Genomic DNA, 16,258 nt, shown 5'->3' with positions numbered 1-16,258 from the left:
CCGCCACCGATAGGCGCGGCACAGGAATCCCGCTACAAGCGCGCCATCCATCTCCTTTCCCGGGGGCCGTTTCCGGCATACCGGACCAACGACGTCGATGACCACCGACTCTTTCGCCAGCTCCCGCCTGATCCGACAGCGCTCTTTCGTGCTGTTCTGGCTGTCGCGGGTCGCCTCGACCGTCGGCTATCAGATGCTGACGCTGCTGATCGGCTGGCAGCTTTATGAACTCACCAACAGCGCTTTCGATCTCGGTCTGGTCGGACTGATCCAGTTTGTCCCGGCGGTCGTGCTCACGCTACTGATCGGCCATGCCGCCGACCGTTACGATCGCCGGCTGATCATCCGCGGCGCACAATGCCTTTACGCAGTCACGGCCGTCGTTATCGCGATCGCCCTGCTGACGCACACGCTGAGCCGCGACCTGCTGTTCGTCGCGGTGCTGCTGATGGGCTGCGGCCGCGCCTTCGAACTGCCAACCGCCCACGCGACTGTCCCGGCGCTGGTGCCAACCCCGTTGCTCGCCCGCGCGGTCGCCTCCTGGACCTCCGCCAATCAGGTCGCAACGATCTGCGGGCCGGCGCTTGGCGGGCTGATCTACGCGATCTCGCCGCTCGCCGTCGGCTGCGTCTGCTTTGTATTTTTCGCCGGCGCGATCGTCTGCGTCACGCTGGTGCGTCTTGAGCGGCCGCCCGCGCCGCGCGAGCCGCCCACCTTCGCCTCGGTATTCGCGGGCTTTTCCTATATCCGCGAACGCTCCCGGCTGCTTGGCGTCATCACCCTCGATGTCGCCGTCGTCCTGCTCGGCGGCGCCACGGCGCTCCTGCCGATATTCGCGCGCGATATCCTCGCGGTGGGCCCGGAGGGGCTCGGCCTGCTGCGCTCCGCGCCGGCCGTCGGCGCACTCGTCACCACGATCGTTCTGTCCAATCACCCCATCGAGCGCCGCGTGGGAAAATGCATGTTCGCCGTCGTGGCGATCTTCGGCCTGGCGACCGTCGTCTTTGCGCTATCGACCTCGTTCCTGCTCTCGCTCGCGGCGCTGGTCGTGCTCGGTGCATCCGATGCCGTCAGCGTGGTGATCCGCTTCACGCTGGTGCAGCTCGAGACGCCCGACGAGAAGCGCGGCCGGGTCAGCGCCATCAACTCGCTGTTCGTGTCGTCCTCGAACACCCTCGGCGAGTTCGAATCCGGCGTGGTCGCCGCCTGGCTCGGCACCGTCCCCTCGGTGCTGATCGGCGGCATCGGCTCCTTGCTGGCGGCGGCATTATGGATGCTATTATTCCCGGACCTGCGCCGCATCGACCGCTATCCCTCGGCGGACGAGAAGAAGAGCGCCTAAACTCCGGGAGGCGTCGAAATGCACGTCCTGATCACCGGCGCCGCCGGCATGATCGGCCGCAAGCTCACCGAGCGGCTCATCACCGACCGTTCGCTCAATACGCAACCGATCGAAAAGCTGACGCTGATCGACGTCGTGCCCCCCGCACGGCCGGCGGGCTTTTCCGACCACGTCAAGACGCGCGCGGCGGACCTCGCCGACCCAGGCGTCGCCGAAAAAGCCGTCTCCGAGCGGCCGGACGCGATTTTCCACCTCGCCGGCGTGGTGTCGGGCGAGGCGGAGACCGATTTCGAGAAGGGCTACCGGGTCAATCTCGACGGTACCCGTGCGCTGCTCGACGCCGTGCGCAAGACCGGCGACGGCTATAAGCCGAAATTCGTTTTCAGTTCCTCCATCGCGGTCTTCGGCGCCCCCTTTCCCGACGCGATCGGCGACGAGTTCCATCTCACCCCGCTTACATCCTACGGCACGCAAAAGGCGATCTGCGAGCTGCTGCTTGCCGACTACACCCGGCGTGGCTTCGTGGAGGGCGTCGGCATCCGCCTCCCCTCCATCGTCGTCCGCCCCGGCAAGCCCAACAAGGCCGCCTCCGGCTTCTTCTCCGGCATCATCCGTGAGCCGCTGGCCGGCCAAGAGGCGGTCTTGCCGGTCGAAGACAGCGTGCTCCATTGGCACGCAAGCCCGCGCTCGGCGGTCGGCTTCCTCACCCACGCGGCCGGCCTCTCCCGCGCCAAGCTCGGAGACCGGGTCAACCTGACCATGCCGGGGGTCTGCTGCACGGTGGGCGAGCAGATCGCGGCGCTGCGCCGCATCGCCGGCGACAAGGTTGCCGCCCGCATCAAGCGCGCGCCGGACGAGCTGGTGAGCCGGATCGTCGCCGGCTGGCCCAGCCGTTTCGATGCCCGCCGGGCGGCCGAACTGGGTTTTACCGTCGAGAACAGCTTCGACGATATCATTCGCGCCCACATCGAGGACGAACTGGGCGGGAAGATTGCGTAAACGGCGGCGGAGAGGTGGAGAAAGCGAAACTTGCCGCCCCCGGCCGTAATCCTTAGATTGCGGACATGACCTACATCGATGCCGCCGTCGCCCCCTCCCGCAAGACCGGACAGATCAAGATCTACGGCCCTGCCGCCTTCGAAGGCATGCGCAAGGCCGGACAACTGACGGCCCGCTGCCTCGACATGCTCGCGGAGCATGTCGCGCCGGGGGTGCCGACCGAGCGCATCAACCAGCTCGTCTACGATTTCGCGATGGACCACGGCGCCCTGCCGGCGACCCTGCTCTACCGTGGGTACCGCAAGTCGACCTGCACCTCGATCAACCACGTCGTCTGCCACGGCATTCCCAACGAAAAGCCGCTGAAAGAAGGCGACATCGTCAACATCGACGTGACCTTCATCCTGGACGGCTGGTACGGCGACTCGAGCCGCATGTATCCGGTCGGCGAAATCCCGCGCCGGGCGGAGCGCCTGATCGAGGTGACGCATGAGGCCATGATGCGCGGCATCGCCGTCATCAAGCCGGGCGCCACCACCGGCGACATTGGCCACGCCATCCAGACCTTTGTCGAAGCCCAGCATATGAGCGTGGTGCGCGACTTCTGCGGCCACGGCCTCGGCCGGCTGTTCCACGACGAACCGAACATCGTGCATGTGGGCCGCCCGGGCGAAGGCATCGTGCTCAAGCCCGGCATGCTGTTCACGGTCGAGCCGATGATCAATCTCGGCCGCCCGCACGTGAAGGTGCTGTCGGACGGCTGGACCGCGGTCACCCGCGACCGCTCGCTGTCGGCCCAATTCGAACACTCCGTGGGCGTGACCGAAAGCGGAGTCGAGGTTTTCACCTTCTCGCCGGCCGGCCAGGACAAGCCGCCCTACAAGACAAAACCTCTCTCGTAGATTGCAAAATCATGAACTACACTCGCGCGGCCGCGGGCGGCGCGGGTGGGCACTTGGTTCATGACCGACAATCAGGACAAGGCGGAACACGCGACCGGCCTCGCCGAATCCGCTCCCCATTATCACGGCCATCGCGAGCGACTGCGCGCCCGCTTCCGCGACGCCGGACCCGACGCGGTGAGCGACTACGAGCTGCTCGAGCTGGTGCTCTTTCGCGCCATCCCGCAGCGGGACATCAAACCGCTGGCCAAGCAATTGATCGCCAAGTTCGGCTCGTTCCCGGAAGTGGTCGCCGCGCCGCGCGCGCGGCTCAAGGAGACCAAAGGCATCGGCGACGCCGCGGTGGACGAGCTCAAGATCGTACACGCCGCAGCCAGCCGCATCGCGCGCGGCCAGGTGCAGAAGCGCCCGGTGCTGTCATCCTGGTCGAGCGTGATCGACTATTGCCGCACGGCGCAGGCTTTCGCCGAGAAGGAGCAATTCCGCGTGCTCTTCCTCGACAAGCGCAATCAACTCATCGCCGACGAACTGCAACAAACGGGCACGGTCGACCACACGCCGGTCTATCCGCGCGAAGTGGTCAAGCGTGCCCTGGAGCTGTCGGCCACCGCGCTGATCCTCGTGCACAATCACCCGTCCGGCGATCCGACGCCATCCCGCGCCGATATCCAGATGACGCAAGCGATCATCGAGATCGCCAAGCCGCTGGGCATCGACGTGCACGACCACATCATCGTGGGCAAGGACGGACACGCGAGCTTGAAGGGGCTGCGGTTGATCTGACGCGGCGCGCCCCGCCGGGAGCGCGCCGCGCAGGACGTCACGGCTTCACCAGCACCGCTTCGAGATACTCGCTCGGCACGATGAGCGTATCCTTGCCACCGCGATTCAGACTGTTGAGCAGGTCGAGGATATCCGTCTGCAACGCAGCCTGTTTCGCCGCATCGAGCGCTGCAAAAGCACGATTGGCGGGACCGTAATAGGTCTTGAAGATATCGAGCCAATGATGTGCCGACTTGTAGCGGAAGTGAAAGACCTTCCTTGTCGCCGTCAGTTGATGATGGGGAAACAGTTCGGCGAGGCGCGCCTCGGTACCCCACAGCGCCGGCGATTTGACGCCGGCAGGCGGCGGCACGTGCTTGCCGATGGTCTTGAAGATCTGACCGATGAACCCTTTCGGCGTCCAGTTCGCAAGCCCGATGCGGCCGCCTTTGCGGACCACCCGTGACATCTCTCCCGCCGCCTTCTCCTGATCCGGCGTGAACATCACGCCGAACGTCGACAGCGCCAGATCGAAGCTGCCATCGGCGAATGGCAGCGCTTCCGCATCGGCCTCGCGGAAATTGACCGCAAGATGCTCCGCCGCGGCCCGCGCCTTACCGACATCGAGCAATGCGCTGACATAATCGGTCGAAGTGACGAGGGCGAAATGGCGGGCCGCCGCCAACGTCGCATTGCCGTTGCCGGCAGCGACGTCGAGCACTTTCTCGCCGGCGCGCAAGTCGACGGCCTCGCAGAGGCGCTCGCCGACGAGCTGCAAGGTCGTGCCGACCACGGCATAGTTCCCGCAGGCCCACATGGCCTGCTGTTTCTGCTTGATGGCGGTGTAGTCCGGCGCGGACGGAGCCGCAGCCTTGGCTGTATCGAGCATGGTCTCTCCCTTGAATCGTATGATTCAACAATGGTTTCGGGTCGCAACACGGCTGCGATTTGGCGGCCATCATCGCGGCGCGCTATATACGAGGGGCCATCGACGGACCGAATGACCGCGCGACCGGATCATCTGATTATTCGTCCAGATATTTTTTGCAGGCACGACCATGGATCCGCTTTCGGAAGTGCTGCGCTCCGTGCGCTTGACGGGTGGCGTCTTTCTCGAATCGCACTTCACGGCGCCCTGGAGCGTGCTCGCCAAGCTCGAGGCGGAAGATTGCCAGTTCATGTCGACGCCGCCTGTTCAGATCATCGCCTACCACTTTGTCGTGGACGGCAGTCTGTTCGTCGTCGTCGACGATGAGAGTCCGATCCGCGTGCGCGCCGGCGAAGTCATTCTGCTGCCGCGCAACGATCCGCATACGCTCTGCAGCGCACCCGACCTTTCGTCTACGAGCGCGCGCGCCCTGGTACAATCAAATGCGGCCGGCGGCCTGCCTCACATCATGCACGGAGGCGGCGGCGAACCGGCCCATATCATTTGCGGCTATCTGGCGAGCACCGAGCTTCACAACCCGCTCATCGCGTCATTGCCGAGGATGTTGACCCTCGATGTGCAGCAAGGCACGTCGCGGGATTGGGTCGAGGCTTCGGTGCGCTTCGCAGCGGACGAATTGAGAAAAGGACGATTCGCCACGTCGAGCATCATGTCGCGTCTGTCGGAATCTCTGCTCGTCGAATCCGTGCGGAAATACGCGGCGACGCTCGGCGATCATGAGGCAGGATGGCTGAAAGGCGCGGCCGACCCCCAGATCGGCCGCACTTTGGCGCTCATGCACAGGGATGTGCATGTGCCCTGGACCGCGGAAGCCCTCGCCAAAGAAGCCGCGCTCTCACGCAGCGCGTTCGTGGATCGGTTCACGACCCTCGTCGGAATGCCGCCGATTCGGTATCTCACGACGTGGCGTCTTCAGACGGCCAAGCTCTCCTTGTCCGAGACTCGCATGACGATCGCGCAACTTGCGCACTCGGTCGGCTACGAATCCGAGGAGGCGTTCAGCCGCGCCTTCAAACGCGAATTCGGCCTATCGCCGATGCGCTGGCGCGACAGCCAGACCGCATAGGACGTCATTGCTTGACGAGGGTGAGCGCATCGACGCTTTCCGGCAAGCGGCGCCAGGTATTCGGCTCGATCTCTTCGAAGCGCCAGGGCTCGCCGCGCGACGGCACGAGCAGCAGTTCCTCGCGGTCGAGCCGCCACTGCGTGAAGTTCTGGCCGGCGATGCCGCCGTCGCAGCCCGGCTTCACCGTCAGCGCGAAGGCATCCTTCACCGCCGTCGGCGCGAGCGTAAGCGAGCACAGCGTCTTCTCACCTTGCATCACATTCCAGTTGCCGGCGATTTGCTGCGGTGTCTTCGCCGGCGCCGCCGTGCTCGCGCTTTGGATGAACAGCACGCCGACGCCGGGCGTCGGCGCTTCGTAGATGCCGTCCTCGACCTCGCTGAATTCCGCGAGGGCGCGGCCCTGCGCATCGAGCAGGCGCAACAGATCGTTTTCGGGAAACGTCCAGCCGGCAACATCGCCAACCAGTGGAAATAGGCCGGCGCAACCGGCGTTGAACTCCACCTTGAAGCCGACGGCATTGCGGTCGGATTTGAAGGTGACGGTGCAGACCTTGTCCCGATCGGCGTTGGAGAATTCCCAGCTTCCGACCATGGCTTTGGCGGTCTCGCCGAGCGTCGGCGGCGTCTGCGCCGCGACCGGAGCGGCCGCCGCAACGAATACGCAAGCAATAATGCGGGCGAGCCGCATGGGGCTACTTCTTCCTCTGGGCCGGCCGCTCTTGAACCTTCACGAGCTCATGCATGCCGGCGATGTCCGTCTCGTCGCCGAACGCAACGTAGCGATCGTCCGGCGTCTCAAAGCGCACGCGCGTCTTGCGTAAAGCATCTACCAGATCGATGGTCCAGCTTTCCAGCAGGCGCCAGGCAGCGATGTCGCCCATCACCGGAAAGGCCTTTGCGCATCCGGGCGCAACCTCGATCTGATAGCCGCCGATGCCGAAATCTTTCATCAAATTGATGCGACAGCGCTTCTTGCCGCTTTTGTCGCGGATTTCATAAGCGCCATAGACGTCCGCCAGCATCGCGGGGTCGACCGACGCGGTGTCCATCGGCTTCGCCGGCGCGAAGTCGTAGGCCTGCGCCGGCGCGGCCATGGCCGCTGCCATTAAAATGAGCAGCCAGCCACGGCGCATGATCTTACCTTTTCGGCGGATAAGGTGTTTCCGGCACCGGCGTCAGCGGCGGCTTGCCGGCGACCCAGGCGAGGAGGTTGTCGACCACGAGCTGGTCCATGGCCTGCCGCGTCGCCTCGCTGGCCGAGCCGAGATGCGGCAACAGCACCACGTGATCCATCTCGATCAGCTCCTGCGGCACGTGCGGCTCGTTCACAAAGACATCGAGACCGGCGGAGAAGATGGTGCGATTCTTCAACGCCTCGATCAAGGCCTTCTCGTCGACCACCGAGCCGCGCGCCATATTGATGACGATGCCGCGCGGGCCGAGCGCCTTGAGCACCTCGGCATTGATCAGGTTCTGCGTCGCCGCCCCACCCGGCACGATCACCATCAGCGTGTCGACCTCGCGCGCCATGTCGACGAGCTTGGGATAGTACTTGTAGCTCACGCCCGGCTGCGGATTGCGGCTGTGATAGACGACCGGCACGCCGAAGGCCTCGAGGCGGCGCGCGATTGCCTTGCCGATGCGGCCCATGCCGACGATGCCGACCGTTCGGTCGCGCAACGTCGCCTTCGACAGCGGATAGCCGCCGGACGGCCACTTGCCGGCGCGCAGGTAACGGTCCGCCTGCGGGAATTCGCGCACGGTGCAGAGCAGGAGACCCAGCGCCGTATCGGCCACTTCCTCGTTGAGCACATCGGGCGTGTTGGTGACGACGATGCCGTGCTGCCCCGCCCACTTGGCGTCGATATGATCATAGCCGACGCCGAAGCTCGAAATCTGCTCGAGCTTCGGGAAGCGCTGCATGAAAGCGCCGTCGACCTTATCGGCAGTATAGGCAACCGCGATCGCTCGAACGCTTCCGCCTATCGATTTGAGGAATGCTTCCCGATCGGGATGATCGAACAGGACGTGCAGATTGACCGCGCCCTCGAGCCCTTTGACGAGGGTCGGCTTACGATTGCCGACCAGCAGGACATCGGGCTTTCCGCTCGACATTTTATCTCTCCGTCAGATCAGGAATGTGACCGGAGTTTCGATAAGGGATTTGAACGCCGCGAGCAATTCGGCGCCGAGCGCGCCGTCGACCACGCGATGGTCGCAGGATAGCGTGACCGTCATCTGACTGACGAACTTGACGCCGCCGTCGGCGGTTTCGACCGGCGCGCGCCGGGCGGCACCGACGGCCAGAATGGTGGCATGCGGCGGATTGATGATGGCGGCGAACTCACGCACGCCGTACATGCCGAGATTGGAGATGGCGGACGCGCCACCTTGGTATTCGTTCGGCTTCAGCTTCTTGTTGCGGGCGCGTCCGGCGAGATCGCGCATCTCAGCGGACAAAGCGGAAATCGACTTGGTGTCGGCATTGTGCAGCACCGGCGTGATCAGGCCGCCGTCGAGCGCCACCGCCACGCCGATGTCGGCATGCGTGAAGCGCAGGATGCGATCCTCCGCCCAGACCGCATTGGCGGCCGGCACGCGGGTCAGCGCAACCGCCCAGGCCTTGATGACGAAGTCGTTGAGCGAGAGCTTGAACAGCGGCTCGCCGTCGGCGCCTTTCGGAGCCGCGGCGTTCGCCTCCTCACGCGCCGCCATCAAACGGCCGATCTCGATATCGGCCGTGAGATAGAAGTGCGGAACGGTTTGCTTCGCTTCGACCAGCCGCCGCGCAATGGTCGCACGCATGCCGTCGAGCGGCACTTCTTCGTAAGCGATGCCGTCGAACAGCGCCTTGACCTGCGCCGCGCTCGCCCCTGTGGCAAAGGCCGCGCCACGCACCGGCCCTTGCGCCTTTTCGACGTCGGCGGCGACGATGCGGCCACGCGGACCCGAACCTTTGATCGACGCAAGATCGATGCCGCGCTCGCCGGCCAGTCGCCGCGCCAGCGGCGTGACCGAGACGCCGCCGATGCGGGCCGCACCGAAATTGTGCTCCGGCGTGCGTACCTCCCGCCAGGGGTCCATGTGCGGATAGGCGAAGCTATCTGCACTCCGTTCGTCCCCGCGTAAGCGGGGACCCAGTTCTTTCTGAGGCTGTACCTTTGGGCTCTGGACCCCCGCTTGCGCGGCGGTGAGCGGAGGTTGTTGCGCTGTCGCGGGACTCGCGGGCGCACTCGGTTGCGGCGCCGCTTGCGCCCCGCCCTCGCCTGCGATCACCGCCACCACGGCGCCGACCTTGGCGACGTCGCCGACCTGAAAATGAATGTCGGTCAACGTACCGGCAAACGTTGCCGGCACTTCCATCGAAGTCTTGTCGGTTTCGATCTCGAACAGGTTTTCGCCCGGCTTCACGGCGTCGCCGGCCGACTTGAACCACTTCACGATCTTGCCTTCGGCGACGGTCTCGCCGAGCTGCGGCATCAGGACGTCCATCTCTTCCCTCGTGTCACTTGATGCGTTGCCAAGTGACTTCCATTGTCGAATTGGGCGGCCGCAGCACCAGACGGTCGCCAGTGAACTCAACGCGACGGACGAAGTCGCCGGAATCGCCCGGCTGGATGCTGGCCTCGCGGTGATGCGTCACCGTGCCGGCCGCCTCGTCGATCGAATAGGTGCCGAAATAAGCGATGTAATCCTTGAGCGCGTCGAAGGCTTCGTCCGGAGTCATGACGCTGCCTGCCCGCGGGCGCGCGACGTCAGGCGCAATTTGCACCGACATCTCGCCGGCGGGGCCGTAATAGATCATGCCCTTCGGGCTCGCACCGCGATTGACGTTCTCGCCATTGAGCCGCGTACCGACGTAGCGCCAAGCGCCCACCAGCCTCTCGCGGATTCCGCCCCCTGCCGCACTCATGGTACCGGACCACTCACCACGTCACTGAAACGTATTGCGTCTCGAGAAACTCTTTCATGCCCTCCGCGGCGCCTTCGCGCCCCAGGCCGGACTGCTTGGTGCCGCCGAACGGCGCCGCCGGATCTGAGACGAGACCACGGTTGAGGCCGATCATGCCGAAGTCGAGCTTCTCCGACACACGCATGCCGCGCGACAGATCCTTGGTGTAGAGATACGCGACGAGACCGTATTCGGTCGAATTGGCGCGCTTAATCGCCTCATCCTCGGTCTTGAAGGTCTGGATCGCGGCAACCGGACCGAAGATTTCCTCGTTGAACATCTTGGCGTCGCTCGGCACGTTGGTGACGACGGTCGCCGGATAGAAAAAGCCTGGGCCATCGGGCGTCTTGCCGCCGGTCAGCACCTTGCCGCCCTTGGCCACCGCATCGTCGACCAGCTCGATCACCTTGTCGCGGCCTTCCTTGTTCACCAGCGGCCCGAGCGCGACGCCGTCATCGAGGCCGTTGCCCATCTTCAGACCGGACATCTTGGCGGTGAGCTTCTTGGCGAACTCGTCGTGCACCTTCTCATGCACGTAGAAACGGTTCGCCGCCGTGCAGGCCTCGCCCATGTTCCTCATTTTCGCAATCATGGCGCCCTCGATCGCCGCGTCGATGTCGGCGTCCTCGAACACGAGGAAGGGCGCGTTGCCCCCTAACTCCATCGCCGGCTTGACGATGTTGTCGGCTGCCTCGTGCAGCAGCTTGCGCCCAACTTCGGTCGAACCGGTGAAGGAGACGACGCGCACGCGCGGGTCATGCAGCATGGCCGAGACGACCTTGCCCGAGGAGCGCGAGGGTATGACGTTGACGACGCCGGGCGGCACGCCGGCTTCTTCCAGCGCCGGCATCAGCGCCAGCATGGTGAGCGGCGTGTCGGAGGCAGGTTTGAGCACCACCGGGCAGCCGGCGGCGAGCGCGGGACCGATCTTGCGCGTCGCCATGGCCGCCGGGAAATTCCACGGCGTCACCAAAACGGCGACGCCCGCGGGCTTGTGCTGGGCGACGATGCGCGCGCCGGAGGCCGGCGCCATCGAGATCTGGCCGATGTTGCGCACCGCCTCCTCCGCATACCAGCGGAAGAACTCGGCGGCATAAGCGACCTCACCCCGAGAGTCGGACAACGCCTTGCCGTTCTCCAGCGTGATCAGTTTCGCAAAGCGCTCGGCGTCGCGCATGATGAGGTCGAACGCTTTGCGCAGAATCTCGGCACGCTCGCGTGGCTTGCGCCCGGCCCAGCCTTCGAACGCCGCCTGCGCGGCATCCACCGCGGCAATGGCGTCATCGACCGTCGCGCTCGCCACGGAGGCGATGGTCTTCTCCGTCGCCGGATCGGTGACATCGAAGCGGCCGCCATCGGACGCCTTGCGCCATTTGCCGCCGATCCACAGGTCGGTCGGGACGTTGGCGAGGAGATTTTCGTACATGACCCTACTCCAGTCGTAGGGTGGGTTAGCGCCGAAGGCGCGTAACCCACCATCGAAAACGTCGCATGTTTGCGGCGGGTTACGGCGCTGCGCGCCTAACCCGCCCTACGCGCTAGCTATTCAGCGACCGCTTCACCGTCTCGACGATACGGTCCACCGTCGGCAGCACGATGTCTTCCAGATTGTCGGCGGCCGGCAGCGGAATATGCGGCGTGGTGATGCGTACCGGCGGGCCGTCGAGATCGTAGAAGGCTTCGTCGGCCACGATCGATACGATCTCGGCACCCCAGCCGCACAGTCGTGGATTTTCCTCGACGGTGAACAGCCGATGGGTCTTCGCGACCGAGCCGAGGATCGTCTGCGTGTCGAGCGGCACCAGCGATCGCACATCGACAACTTCGCAGTCGATGCCGTGTTCCGCCTGGAGCTTCTCGGCCGCGGCAAGCGCGCGCGGCACCATCAGCGCGAGCGCCAGAATGGTGGCGTCCTTGCCCGGCCGCAGCACCTTGGCGGTGCCGAGCGTGTCGACGATCTCGCCGTCCGGCACCTCGCCTTTGGTGGCGTAGAGCGATTTGTGCTCGAAGAAGATCACCGGATCGGGGTCGCGCACCGCCGCCGCCAGCAAGCCGATCACGTCGCGCGGCGACGACGGCGCCACGACCTTGAGGCCGGGGATCATCATGCACCAGTTCTCGACGCTCTGAGAATGCTGCGCGCCGAAGCGCGAGCCGGCGCCGTTGCCGGTGCGCACGACTAGCGGGCATTTGGTCTGCCCGTTCGACATGTAACGGCTCTTCGGGAATTCATTGGCGATATAGTCGAAGCACACCGCGATGAAGTCCGAGAACATGATCTCGGCGATCGGCTTCAGACCCGTCATCGCCGCGCCCATGGCGGCGCCGAGAATGGCCTGCTCCGAGATCGGCGTGTCGCGCACGCGCAACGGACCGAACTGCTCGTAGAGGCCGACGGTCGCCTTGAACACGCCGCCGGCCTTCGCCACGTCCTCGCCGAGGAAGACGACGTCTTCGTCACGCGACATTTCCTGGGCAATGCCGCGGATGACGGCGTCGCGATAAGTGATTTCCGGCATTTCAATTTCTCCAGGCCCAGCCGCCGTCGGCGTAGACGTCGGTGGTGATGATATCGACGGGCGGGACCGGCGCGGCCTTGCAGGCTTCGGTCGCGTCATCGACCATCTGACGCACTTCCGCGTCGATCTTCGCGGTCACATCCTCGCCGATACCGAACTGCTTGAGGCGTTCGCGATAGACCTTGATCGGATCGCGCTCCTTCCATTTCTCGAGTTCGCCTTCGGGGCGATACTTCGCCGGGTCGGCGCGCGAGTGGCCGGAGTGACGATAGGTGAGACACTCGATCAACGAAGGCCCCTCGCCGGCGCGCGCCTTGTCGAACGCCTTCTGCGCCGTACGATAGACAGCGTCGGCATCGTTGCCGTCGATGATGATGCGCTCGAGACCGTAAGCCGCGGCGCGGTCGGCCGCCGGATGTGGCACGGCCGTCACGTCGCCGATCGGCGTATATTCCATGTAGAGATTGTTCTCGCACACGAACACCACGGGCAGCTTCCACACCGCCGCGAAATTCAGCGCCTCGTGGAATGCGCCGATATTGGTCGTGCCGTCGCCGAAGAAGCAGACCGAGACGTCCTTCTGACCTTTGTACTGCGCGCGCCAAGCGGCGCCGCAAGCGATCGGCAAGTGCGCGCCGATGATGGCGTAGGAGCCCATCACGCCGTGCTCCTCGGACGTGAGGTGCATCGAGCCGCCCTTACCCCGCATCAGGCCGTTGTCGCGCTGCATCAGCTCGCCGAGCACCTTCTCGACCGGCACGCCGCGCGCCAAAGTATGCGCATGACCGCGATAGGTGCAGAACGACAAGTCGCCCTGTTTCATCGCGCCGGCAAAGCCCGCCGCGATCGCCTCCTGCCCAAGCGACAGATGGCTGGTTCCTTTCACCAGGTTCTGCAGGAAGAGATCGAAGGCGCGCTGCTCCGCCTCGCGGATGACCACCTGCGTCCGGTACAACTCCAGACGCTTGGCCTCGCCGATATCGTCATTCACGCCGGAGCTGGCCGGACCTGTCGCGCGGTCCTTCGCTGTCGCCATGGGTTTCCTCGATAACTGTTTTTCAGTTTTGCCGTCGGAACTTAGCCATGAAGTTCGGGCCACCGCAACCGTTCCATCTCATTGCAGGCATGCGGCCATAGGTGGCGGCCGGTCGGGCTACTCCAGCGGGCCCTCGACGACACTGTCACTGGTAGTCGTCTTGCCTAACTGGCGCTCGCGATAAAGCAGATAAAGTCCCGACCCAATGACCATGGCCGCACCGGCCATGGTCCAGCCGTTTGGCACATGGTCAAATACCACGTAGCCGAGGATCACGACCCAGACGAGTTGCGTATAGATGAAAGGCGACAGCACCGAGGCGGGCGCCAACCGGTGGCCGGCGATCAGGAAGAAGTGCCCGACGCTGCCCAAAAAGCCGATGCCGAGCAGGAGCAGGGCGACGAACGGACCCGTCGGCATCGTCCAGACGAACGGGATGACCGGTAGCATCACCAGGGCGCCGATCGCGTTGTTGTAGAACAGCGACGTCTGGTTGGAGTCCGTGCGCGACACGATGCGGGTGAGGACCGCATAGATGCCGTAGCAGATCGTCGCCGTCAGCGAGAATAACGCCGCCGGATGGATCGCGCCGAACCCCGGCCGGGTGATCACCAGAACGCCCGCGAAACCGAAACAGATCGCGGACCAGCGCCGCCAGCCGAGCCATTCGCCGAGCAGCGGGCCCGACACGATCGCCACGATGAAAGGAAAGGTGAAGATGATCGACAGCACTTCGTCGAGCTGCATGAAGTGCAGTGCAAGAAAATTGAGCACGGTCGAGCCGACCAGCAGGAGCCCGCGGACCAGCTGCAGCTTGAAGTTGCCGGACTTGAGCAGGCCCGGATTGGTCATCGGATTGGATACGAACAGCGTCAGGAGAAAGGCGCCGATATAGCGCGCGGCGGCAATCAGGAGCACCGACATCTGCGCGCTGAGGTACTTCGCGCTGGTGTCGAGGCAGGCGAACAGGGCCACCGCCCCACACATGAGCGCGATGCCCATGAGGCGCTGCCGCCGCTGCCCCGCCGCCTCGATCAATACGTCGCCCGCCCGCCAGAAATATCGAACACCGCACCGGTCGTGAACGAACAATCCGCCGAGGCGCAGAAGGCGGCGAGCGCCGCGATCTCCTCGACCGTCACGAATCGGTTGCGAGGAATCTTCGATAGCATGAAATCAATATGCTCCTGTGTCATCTGATCGAAGATCGCGGTCCGCGCCGCCGCCGGCGTCAGGCAGTTCACCGAGATGTCATAACCGGCCAGTTCCTTGCCGAGCGACTTGGTTAGCGCGATGAGGCCGGCCTTCGAGGCCGAGTAGGCCGGCGCGTTCGGATTGCCCTCCTTGCCGGCGATCGAGGCGATGTTGACGATGCGGCCGTAGTTCTGCGCGATCATCGCCGGAGCAACGGCCCGACAACAGTGGAACGGACCGTCGAGATTGATCGATAACACGCTCCGCCAGGCGTCGAGAGGGTACTCCCAGGTCTTGGTATTCGGGCCGGAGATGCCGGCGTTGTTGACGAGGATGTCGATGCGCTGGAAGTCCGCGAGTGTCGCGTCCCGCGCCCGCTCGACCGTGCCGTAGTCGGTCACGTCGACCGCGACGGCAACGACTCGGCCGCGGCCTTTGAGTTCTGCCGCGGCCTGCTGCGCCAGCGCCAGGTCGCGGTCCCAGATCGCCACCGCAGCGCCCGACTCCAGAAAGCGCGCGACAATGGCGCGGCCAATGCCTTGTGCACCGCCGGTGACGACCGCATGGCGTCCGGCAAGGTCGATCTTATTGGTCATCGCGCGTCTCCCAAGACCGTAGGTTTTCAGACTTACTCGCCTCGGCAGGGTACACCGGCCTCGGCTCTGCGGCAGCCTCGGCCCGCGCGCTTCAGAAGGGGAGCCCTGCTCTTTGGCCTCTGGCGAATTTCGGTGCCGCGGTTAAACCTGAGGCGTCGGCACGGGCACTGCCACTCGTTCGCTTGCCATGCCGCGGGGGACGCATGATCGGCACGAATCTGGCGCTTTATCTCTTGGCGGTCTTTCTCGGCGGCATGACCAACGGCCTCGCGGGCTTTGCGCTTGGACTCGTCGTGTCCGGCATCGCCCTGCACATCATTTCGCCGATCCAGACCGCGGTCCTGATCGCGGGCTACGGGCTGGTCGCGCAAGCCTATGGCATCTGGCGCCTCAAGGACGCGCTGGAGTGGCGCAAAGCAATGCCCTTCGTCGCCGGCGGCGCGGTCGGCGTGCCGATCGGCGCCTTCCTGATCACCTACATCGATCAAGAGTTCATGCGCCGCGCGATCGGCGCCCTGCTGGTCCTCTACAGCGTTCACGGCTTGGCCCGTCCCACTCTGACGCCCATCAACGCCGGCGCCCCGGCCGCTGTCGGCGTCGGCGTGCTGAACGGCTTGCTCGGCGGACTCACGGGGCTTGCGGGCGTCATCGTCGCCGTCTGGTGCCAGATGCAGGGTTGGCCCAAGGATGCGCAACGGACGGTGTATCAACCGACCTTGTTCGTCGTGGCCGCGATGAGCGCGGCCTCGCTGATCGTCGCCGGCGCGGCCGACATGCAGACCGGCAAACTCTATCTGCTCGGGCTACCGATGCTGTTCGCCGGTATGTGGTGCGGATTCAGGCTCTACGGCCGGCTCGACGACCGCGCCTTCCGCAAGCTCATTTTGATACTCCTCCTCGCATCGGGATTGTCGCTGGTCGTGCCGTCAGCTTGAACGGCA

The 16,258-nt window shown here is 64.9% G+C and carries 17 protein-coding genes; 6 read left to right on the top strand and 11 right to left on the bottom strand.

The genetic code is table 11. The features are described from left to right. The first annotated feature begins 97 nt into the window (after positions 1–97). From DW352_RS21045 to radC, 4 genes are all read left to right on the top strand, one after another. Positions 98–1,342, top strand: coding sequence for an MFS transporter (locus DW352_RS21045; RefSeq protein ID WP_115693168.1), 1,245 nt, complete (start codon positions 98–100; stop codon positions 1,340–1,342). Between the two features lie 18 nt (positions 1,343–1,360). Then, complete coding sequence (denD, locus tag DW352_RS21040) at positions 1,361–2,341, top strand: D-erythronate dehydrogenase (RefSeq protein ID WP_115693167.1); 981 nt, start codon at positions 1,361–1,363, stop codon at positions 2,339–2,341. Positions 2,342–2,406: 65 nt separating this feature from the next. After that, entirely contained in the window at positions 2,407–3,243 is an 837-nt protein-coding gene (gene map / locus DW352_RS21035; protein WP_115693166.1) for a type I methionyl aminopeptidase, read from the top strand. 60 nt (positions 3,244–3,303) lie between these two features. Continuing rightward, on the top strand, positions 3,304–4,026 hold the full coding sequence (gene radC / locus DW352_RS21030) for a RadC family protein (RefSeq protein ID WP_115694534.1): 723 nt from the start codon (positions 3,304–3,306) through the stop codon (positions 4,024–4,026). 37 nt (positions 4,027–4,063) lie between these two features. Here the strand turns inward: radC and DW352_RS21025 are convergent, their stop codons facing one another. Next, a complete protein-coding gene (locus DW352_RS21025) occupies positions 4,064–4,894 on the bottom strand; it encodes a class I SAM-dependent methyltransferase (protein ID WP_115693165.1) in 831 nt (276 codons plus the stop codon). 169 nt (positions 4,895–5,063) lie between these two features. Here DW352_RS21025 and DW352_RS21020 point away from each other — a divergent pair, with 169 nt between their 5' ends. Next, positions 5,064–6,020, top strand: a complete 957-nt coding sequence (locus DW352_RS21020) for an AraC family transcriptional regulator (protein WP_115693164.1) — start codon at positions 5,064–5,066, stop codon at positions 6,018–6,020. A 4-nt stretch (positions 6,021–6,024) separates the two neighbouring features. On the opposite strand, the gene DW352_RS21015 is transcribed toward DW352_RS21020, so the two are convergent. The 10 genes from DW352_RS21015 to DW352_RS20970 all read right to left on the bottom strand — a co-directional run bounded on the left by DW352_RS21015 (position 6,025) and on the right by DW352_RS20970 (position 15,317). Next, positions 6,025–6,708, bottom strand: a complete 684-nt coding sequence (locus DW352_RS21015) for an AprI/Inh family metalloprotease inhibitor (RefSeq protein WP_115693163.1) — start codon at positions 6,706–6,708, stop codon at positions 6,025–6,027. A 4-nt stretch (positions 6,709–6,712) separates the two neighbouring features. Beyond that, positions 6,713–7,153 carry an AprI/Inh family metalloprotease inhibitor gene (locus DW352_RS21010; RefSeq protein ID WP_115693162.1) on the bottom strand — a complete coding sequence of 147 codons (441 nt, stop codon included), beginning with the start codon at positions 7,151–7,153 and terminating at the stop codon, positions 6,713–6,715. 4 nt (positions 7,154–7,157) lie between these two features. Beyond that, the gene (locus DW352_RS21005) at positions 7,158–8,135 is read right to left on the bottom strand and encodes a 2-hydroxyacid dehydrogenase (RefSeq protein WP_115693161.1); all 978 of its coding nucleotides are present in this window, start codon (positions 8,133–8,135) and stop codon (positions 7,158–7,160) included. Positions 8,136–8,147: 12 nt separating this feature from the next. Then, positions 8,148–9,512 (bottom strand): dihydrolipoamide acetyltransferase family protein, encoded by a 1,365-nt coding sequence (locus tag DW352_RS21000; protein WP_115693160.1) that lies wholly within the window; start codon positions 9,510–9,512, stop codon positions 8,148–8,150. Positions 9,513–9,525: 13 nt separating this feature from the next. Then, complete coding sequence (locus DW352_RS20995; protein WP_210209870.1) at positions 9,526–9,897, bottom strand: lipocalin-like domain-containing protein; 372 nt, start codon at positions 9,895–9,897, stop codon at positions 9,526–9,528. Between the two features lie 49 nt (positions 9,898–9,946). Next, complete coding sequence (locus tag DW352_RS20990) at positions 9,947–11,398, bottom strand: NAD-dependent succinate-semialdehyde dehydrogenase (RefSeq protein ID WP_115693158.1); 1,452 nt, start codon at positions 11,396–11,398, stop codon at positions 9,947–9,949. Positions 11,399–11,510: 112 nt separating this feature from the next. After that, positions 11,511–12,491: an alpha-ketoacid dehydrogenase subunit beta gene (locus tag DW352_RS20985; protein WP_115693157.1), complete on the bottom strand. Its 981-nt coding sequence runs from the start codon at positions 12,489–12,491 to the stop codon at positions 11,511–11,513. A 1-nt stretch (position 12,492) separates the two neighbouring features. Further along, on the bottom strand, positions 12,493–13,527 hold the full coding sequence (locus DW352_RS20980; RefSeq protein ID WP_115693156.1) for a thiamine pyrophosphate-dependent dehydrogenase E1 component subunit alpha: 1,035 nt from the start codon (positions 13,525–13,527) through the stop codon (positions 12,493–12,495). A gap of 117 nt (positions 13,528–13,644) precedes the next feature. Beyond that, the gene (locus DW352_RS20975; RefSeq protein ID WP_115694533.1) at positions 13,645–14,529 is read right to left on the bottom strand and encodes a DMT family transporter; all 885 of its coding nucleotides are present in this window, start codon (positions 14,527–14,529) and stop codon (positions 13,645–13,647) included. 32 nt (positions 14,530–14,561) lie between these two features. Continuing rightward, entirely contained in the window at positions 14,562–15,317 is a 756-nt protein-coding gene (locus tag DW352_RS20970; protein ID WP_115693155.1) for an SDR family NAD(P)-dependent oxidoreductase, read from the bottom strand. Between the two features lie 203 nt (positions 15,318–15,520). Between DW352_RS20970 and DW352_RS20965 the strand changes: the two genes are divergently transcribed. Further along, positions 15,521–16,252: a sulfite exporter TauE/SafE family protein gene (locus tag DW352_RS20965; protein WP_115693154.1), complete on the top strand. Its 732-nt coding sequence runs from the start codon at positions 15,521–15,523 to the stop codon at positions 16,250–16,252. The last annotated feature ends 6 nt before the right edge of the window (positions 16,253–16,258 follow it).

The sequence above is a fragment of the Pseudolabrys taiwanensis genome (assembly GCF_003367395.1).
In the GTDB taxonomy this organism is placed as follows: domain Bacteria; phylum Pseudomonadota; class Alphaproteobacteria; order Rhizobiales; family Xanthobacteraceae; genus Pseudolabrys; species Pseudolabrys taiwanensis.
Note: the sequence above shows the minus strand (reverse complement) of the source record. Positions and strands in the feature narration are given on the sequence as shown.

Coding starts and splice junctions, on each gene's coding strand:
- DW352_RS21045 (WP_115693168.1), top strand. CDS start 98: ATGACCACCGACTCTTTCGCCAGCTCCCGCCTGATCCGACAGCGCTCT.
- DW352_RS21020 (WP_115693164.1), top strand. CDS start 5,064: ATGGATCCGCTTTCGGAAGTGCTGCGCTCCGTGCGCTTGACGGGTGGC.
- DW352_RS21010 (WP_115693162.1), bottom strand. CDS start 7,153: ATGCGCCGTGGCTGGCTGCTCATTTTAATGGCAGCGGCCATGGCCGCG.
- DW352_RS20980 (WP_115693156.1), bottom strand. CDS start 13,527: ATGGCGACAGCGAAGGACCGCGCGACAGGTCCGGCCAGCTCCGGCGTG.
- DW352_RS20970 (WP_115693155.1), bottom strand. CDS start 15,317: ATGACCAATAAGATCGACCTTGCCGGACGCCATGCGGTCGTCACCGGC.
- map (WP_115693166.1), top strand. CDS start 2,407: ATGACCTACATCGATGCCGCCGTCGCCCCCTCCCGCAAGACCGGACAG.
- DW352_RS20965 (WP_115693154.1), top strand. CDS start 15,521: ATGATCGGCACGAATCTGGCGCTTTATCTCTTGGCGGTCTTTCTCGGC.
- DW352_RS21005 (WP_115693161.1), bottom strand. CDS start 8,135: ATGTCGAGCGGAAAGCCCGATGTCCTGCTGGTCGGCAATCGTAAGCCG.
- DW352_RS21015 (WP_115693163.1), bottom strand. CDS start 6,708: ATGCGGCTCGCCCGCATTATTGCTTGCGTATTCGTTGCGGCGGCCGCT.
- DW352_RS20990 (WP_115693158.1), bottom strand. CDS start 11,398: ATGTACGAAAATCTCCTCGCCAACGTCCCGACCGACCTGTGGATCGGC.
- denD (WP_115693167.1), top strand. CDS start 1,361: ATGCACGTCCTGATCACCGGCGCCGCCGGCATGATCGGCCGCAAGCTC.
- DW352_RS20975 (WP_115694533.1), bottom strand. CDS start 14,529: ATGGGCATCGCGCTCATGTGTGGGGCGGTGGCCCTGTTCGCCTGCCTC.
- radC (WP_115694534.1), top strand. CDS start 3,304: ATGACCGACAATCAGGACAAGGCGGAACACGCGACCGGCCTCGCCGAA.
- DW352_RS20985 (WP_115693157.1), bottom strand. CDS start 12,491: ATGCCGGAAATCACTTATCGCGACGCCGTCATCCGCGGCATTGCCCAG.
- DW352_RS21000 (WP_115693160.1), bottom strand. CDS start 9,512: ATGGACGTCCTGATGCCGCAGCTCGGCGAGACCGTCGCCGAAGGCAAG.
- DW352_RS21025 (WP_115693165.1), bottom strand. CDS start 4,894: ATGCTCGATACAGCCAAGGCTGCGGCTCCGTCCGCGCCGGACTACACC.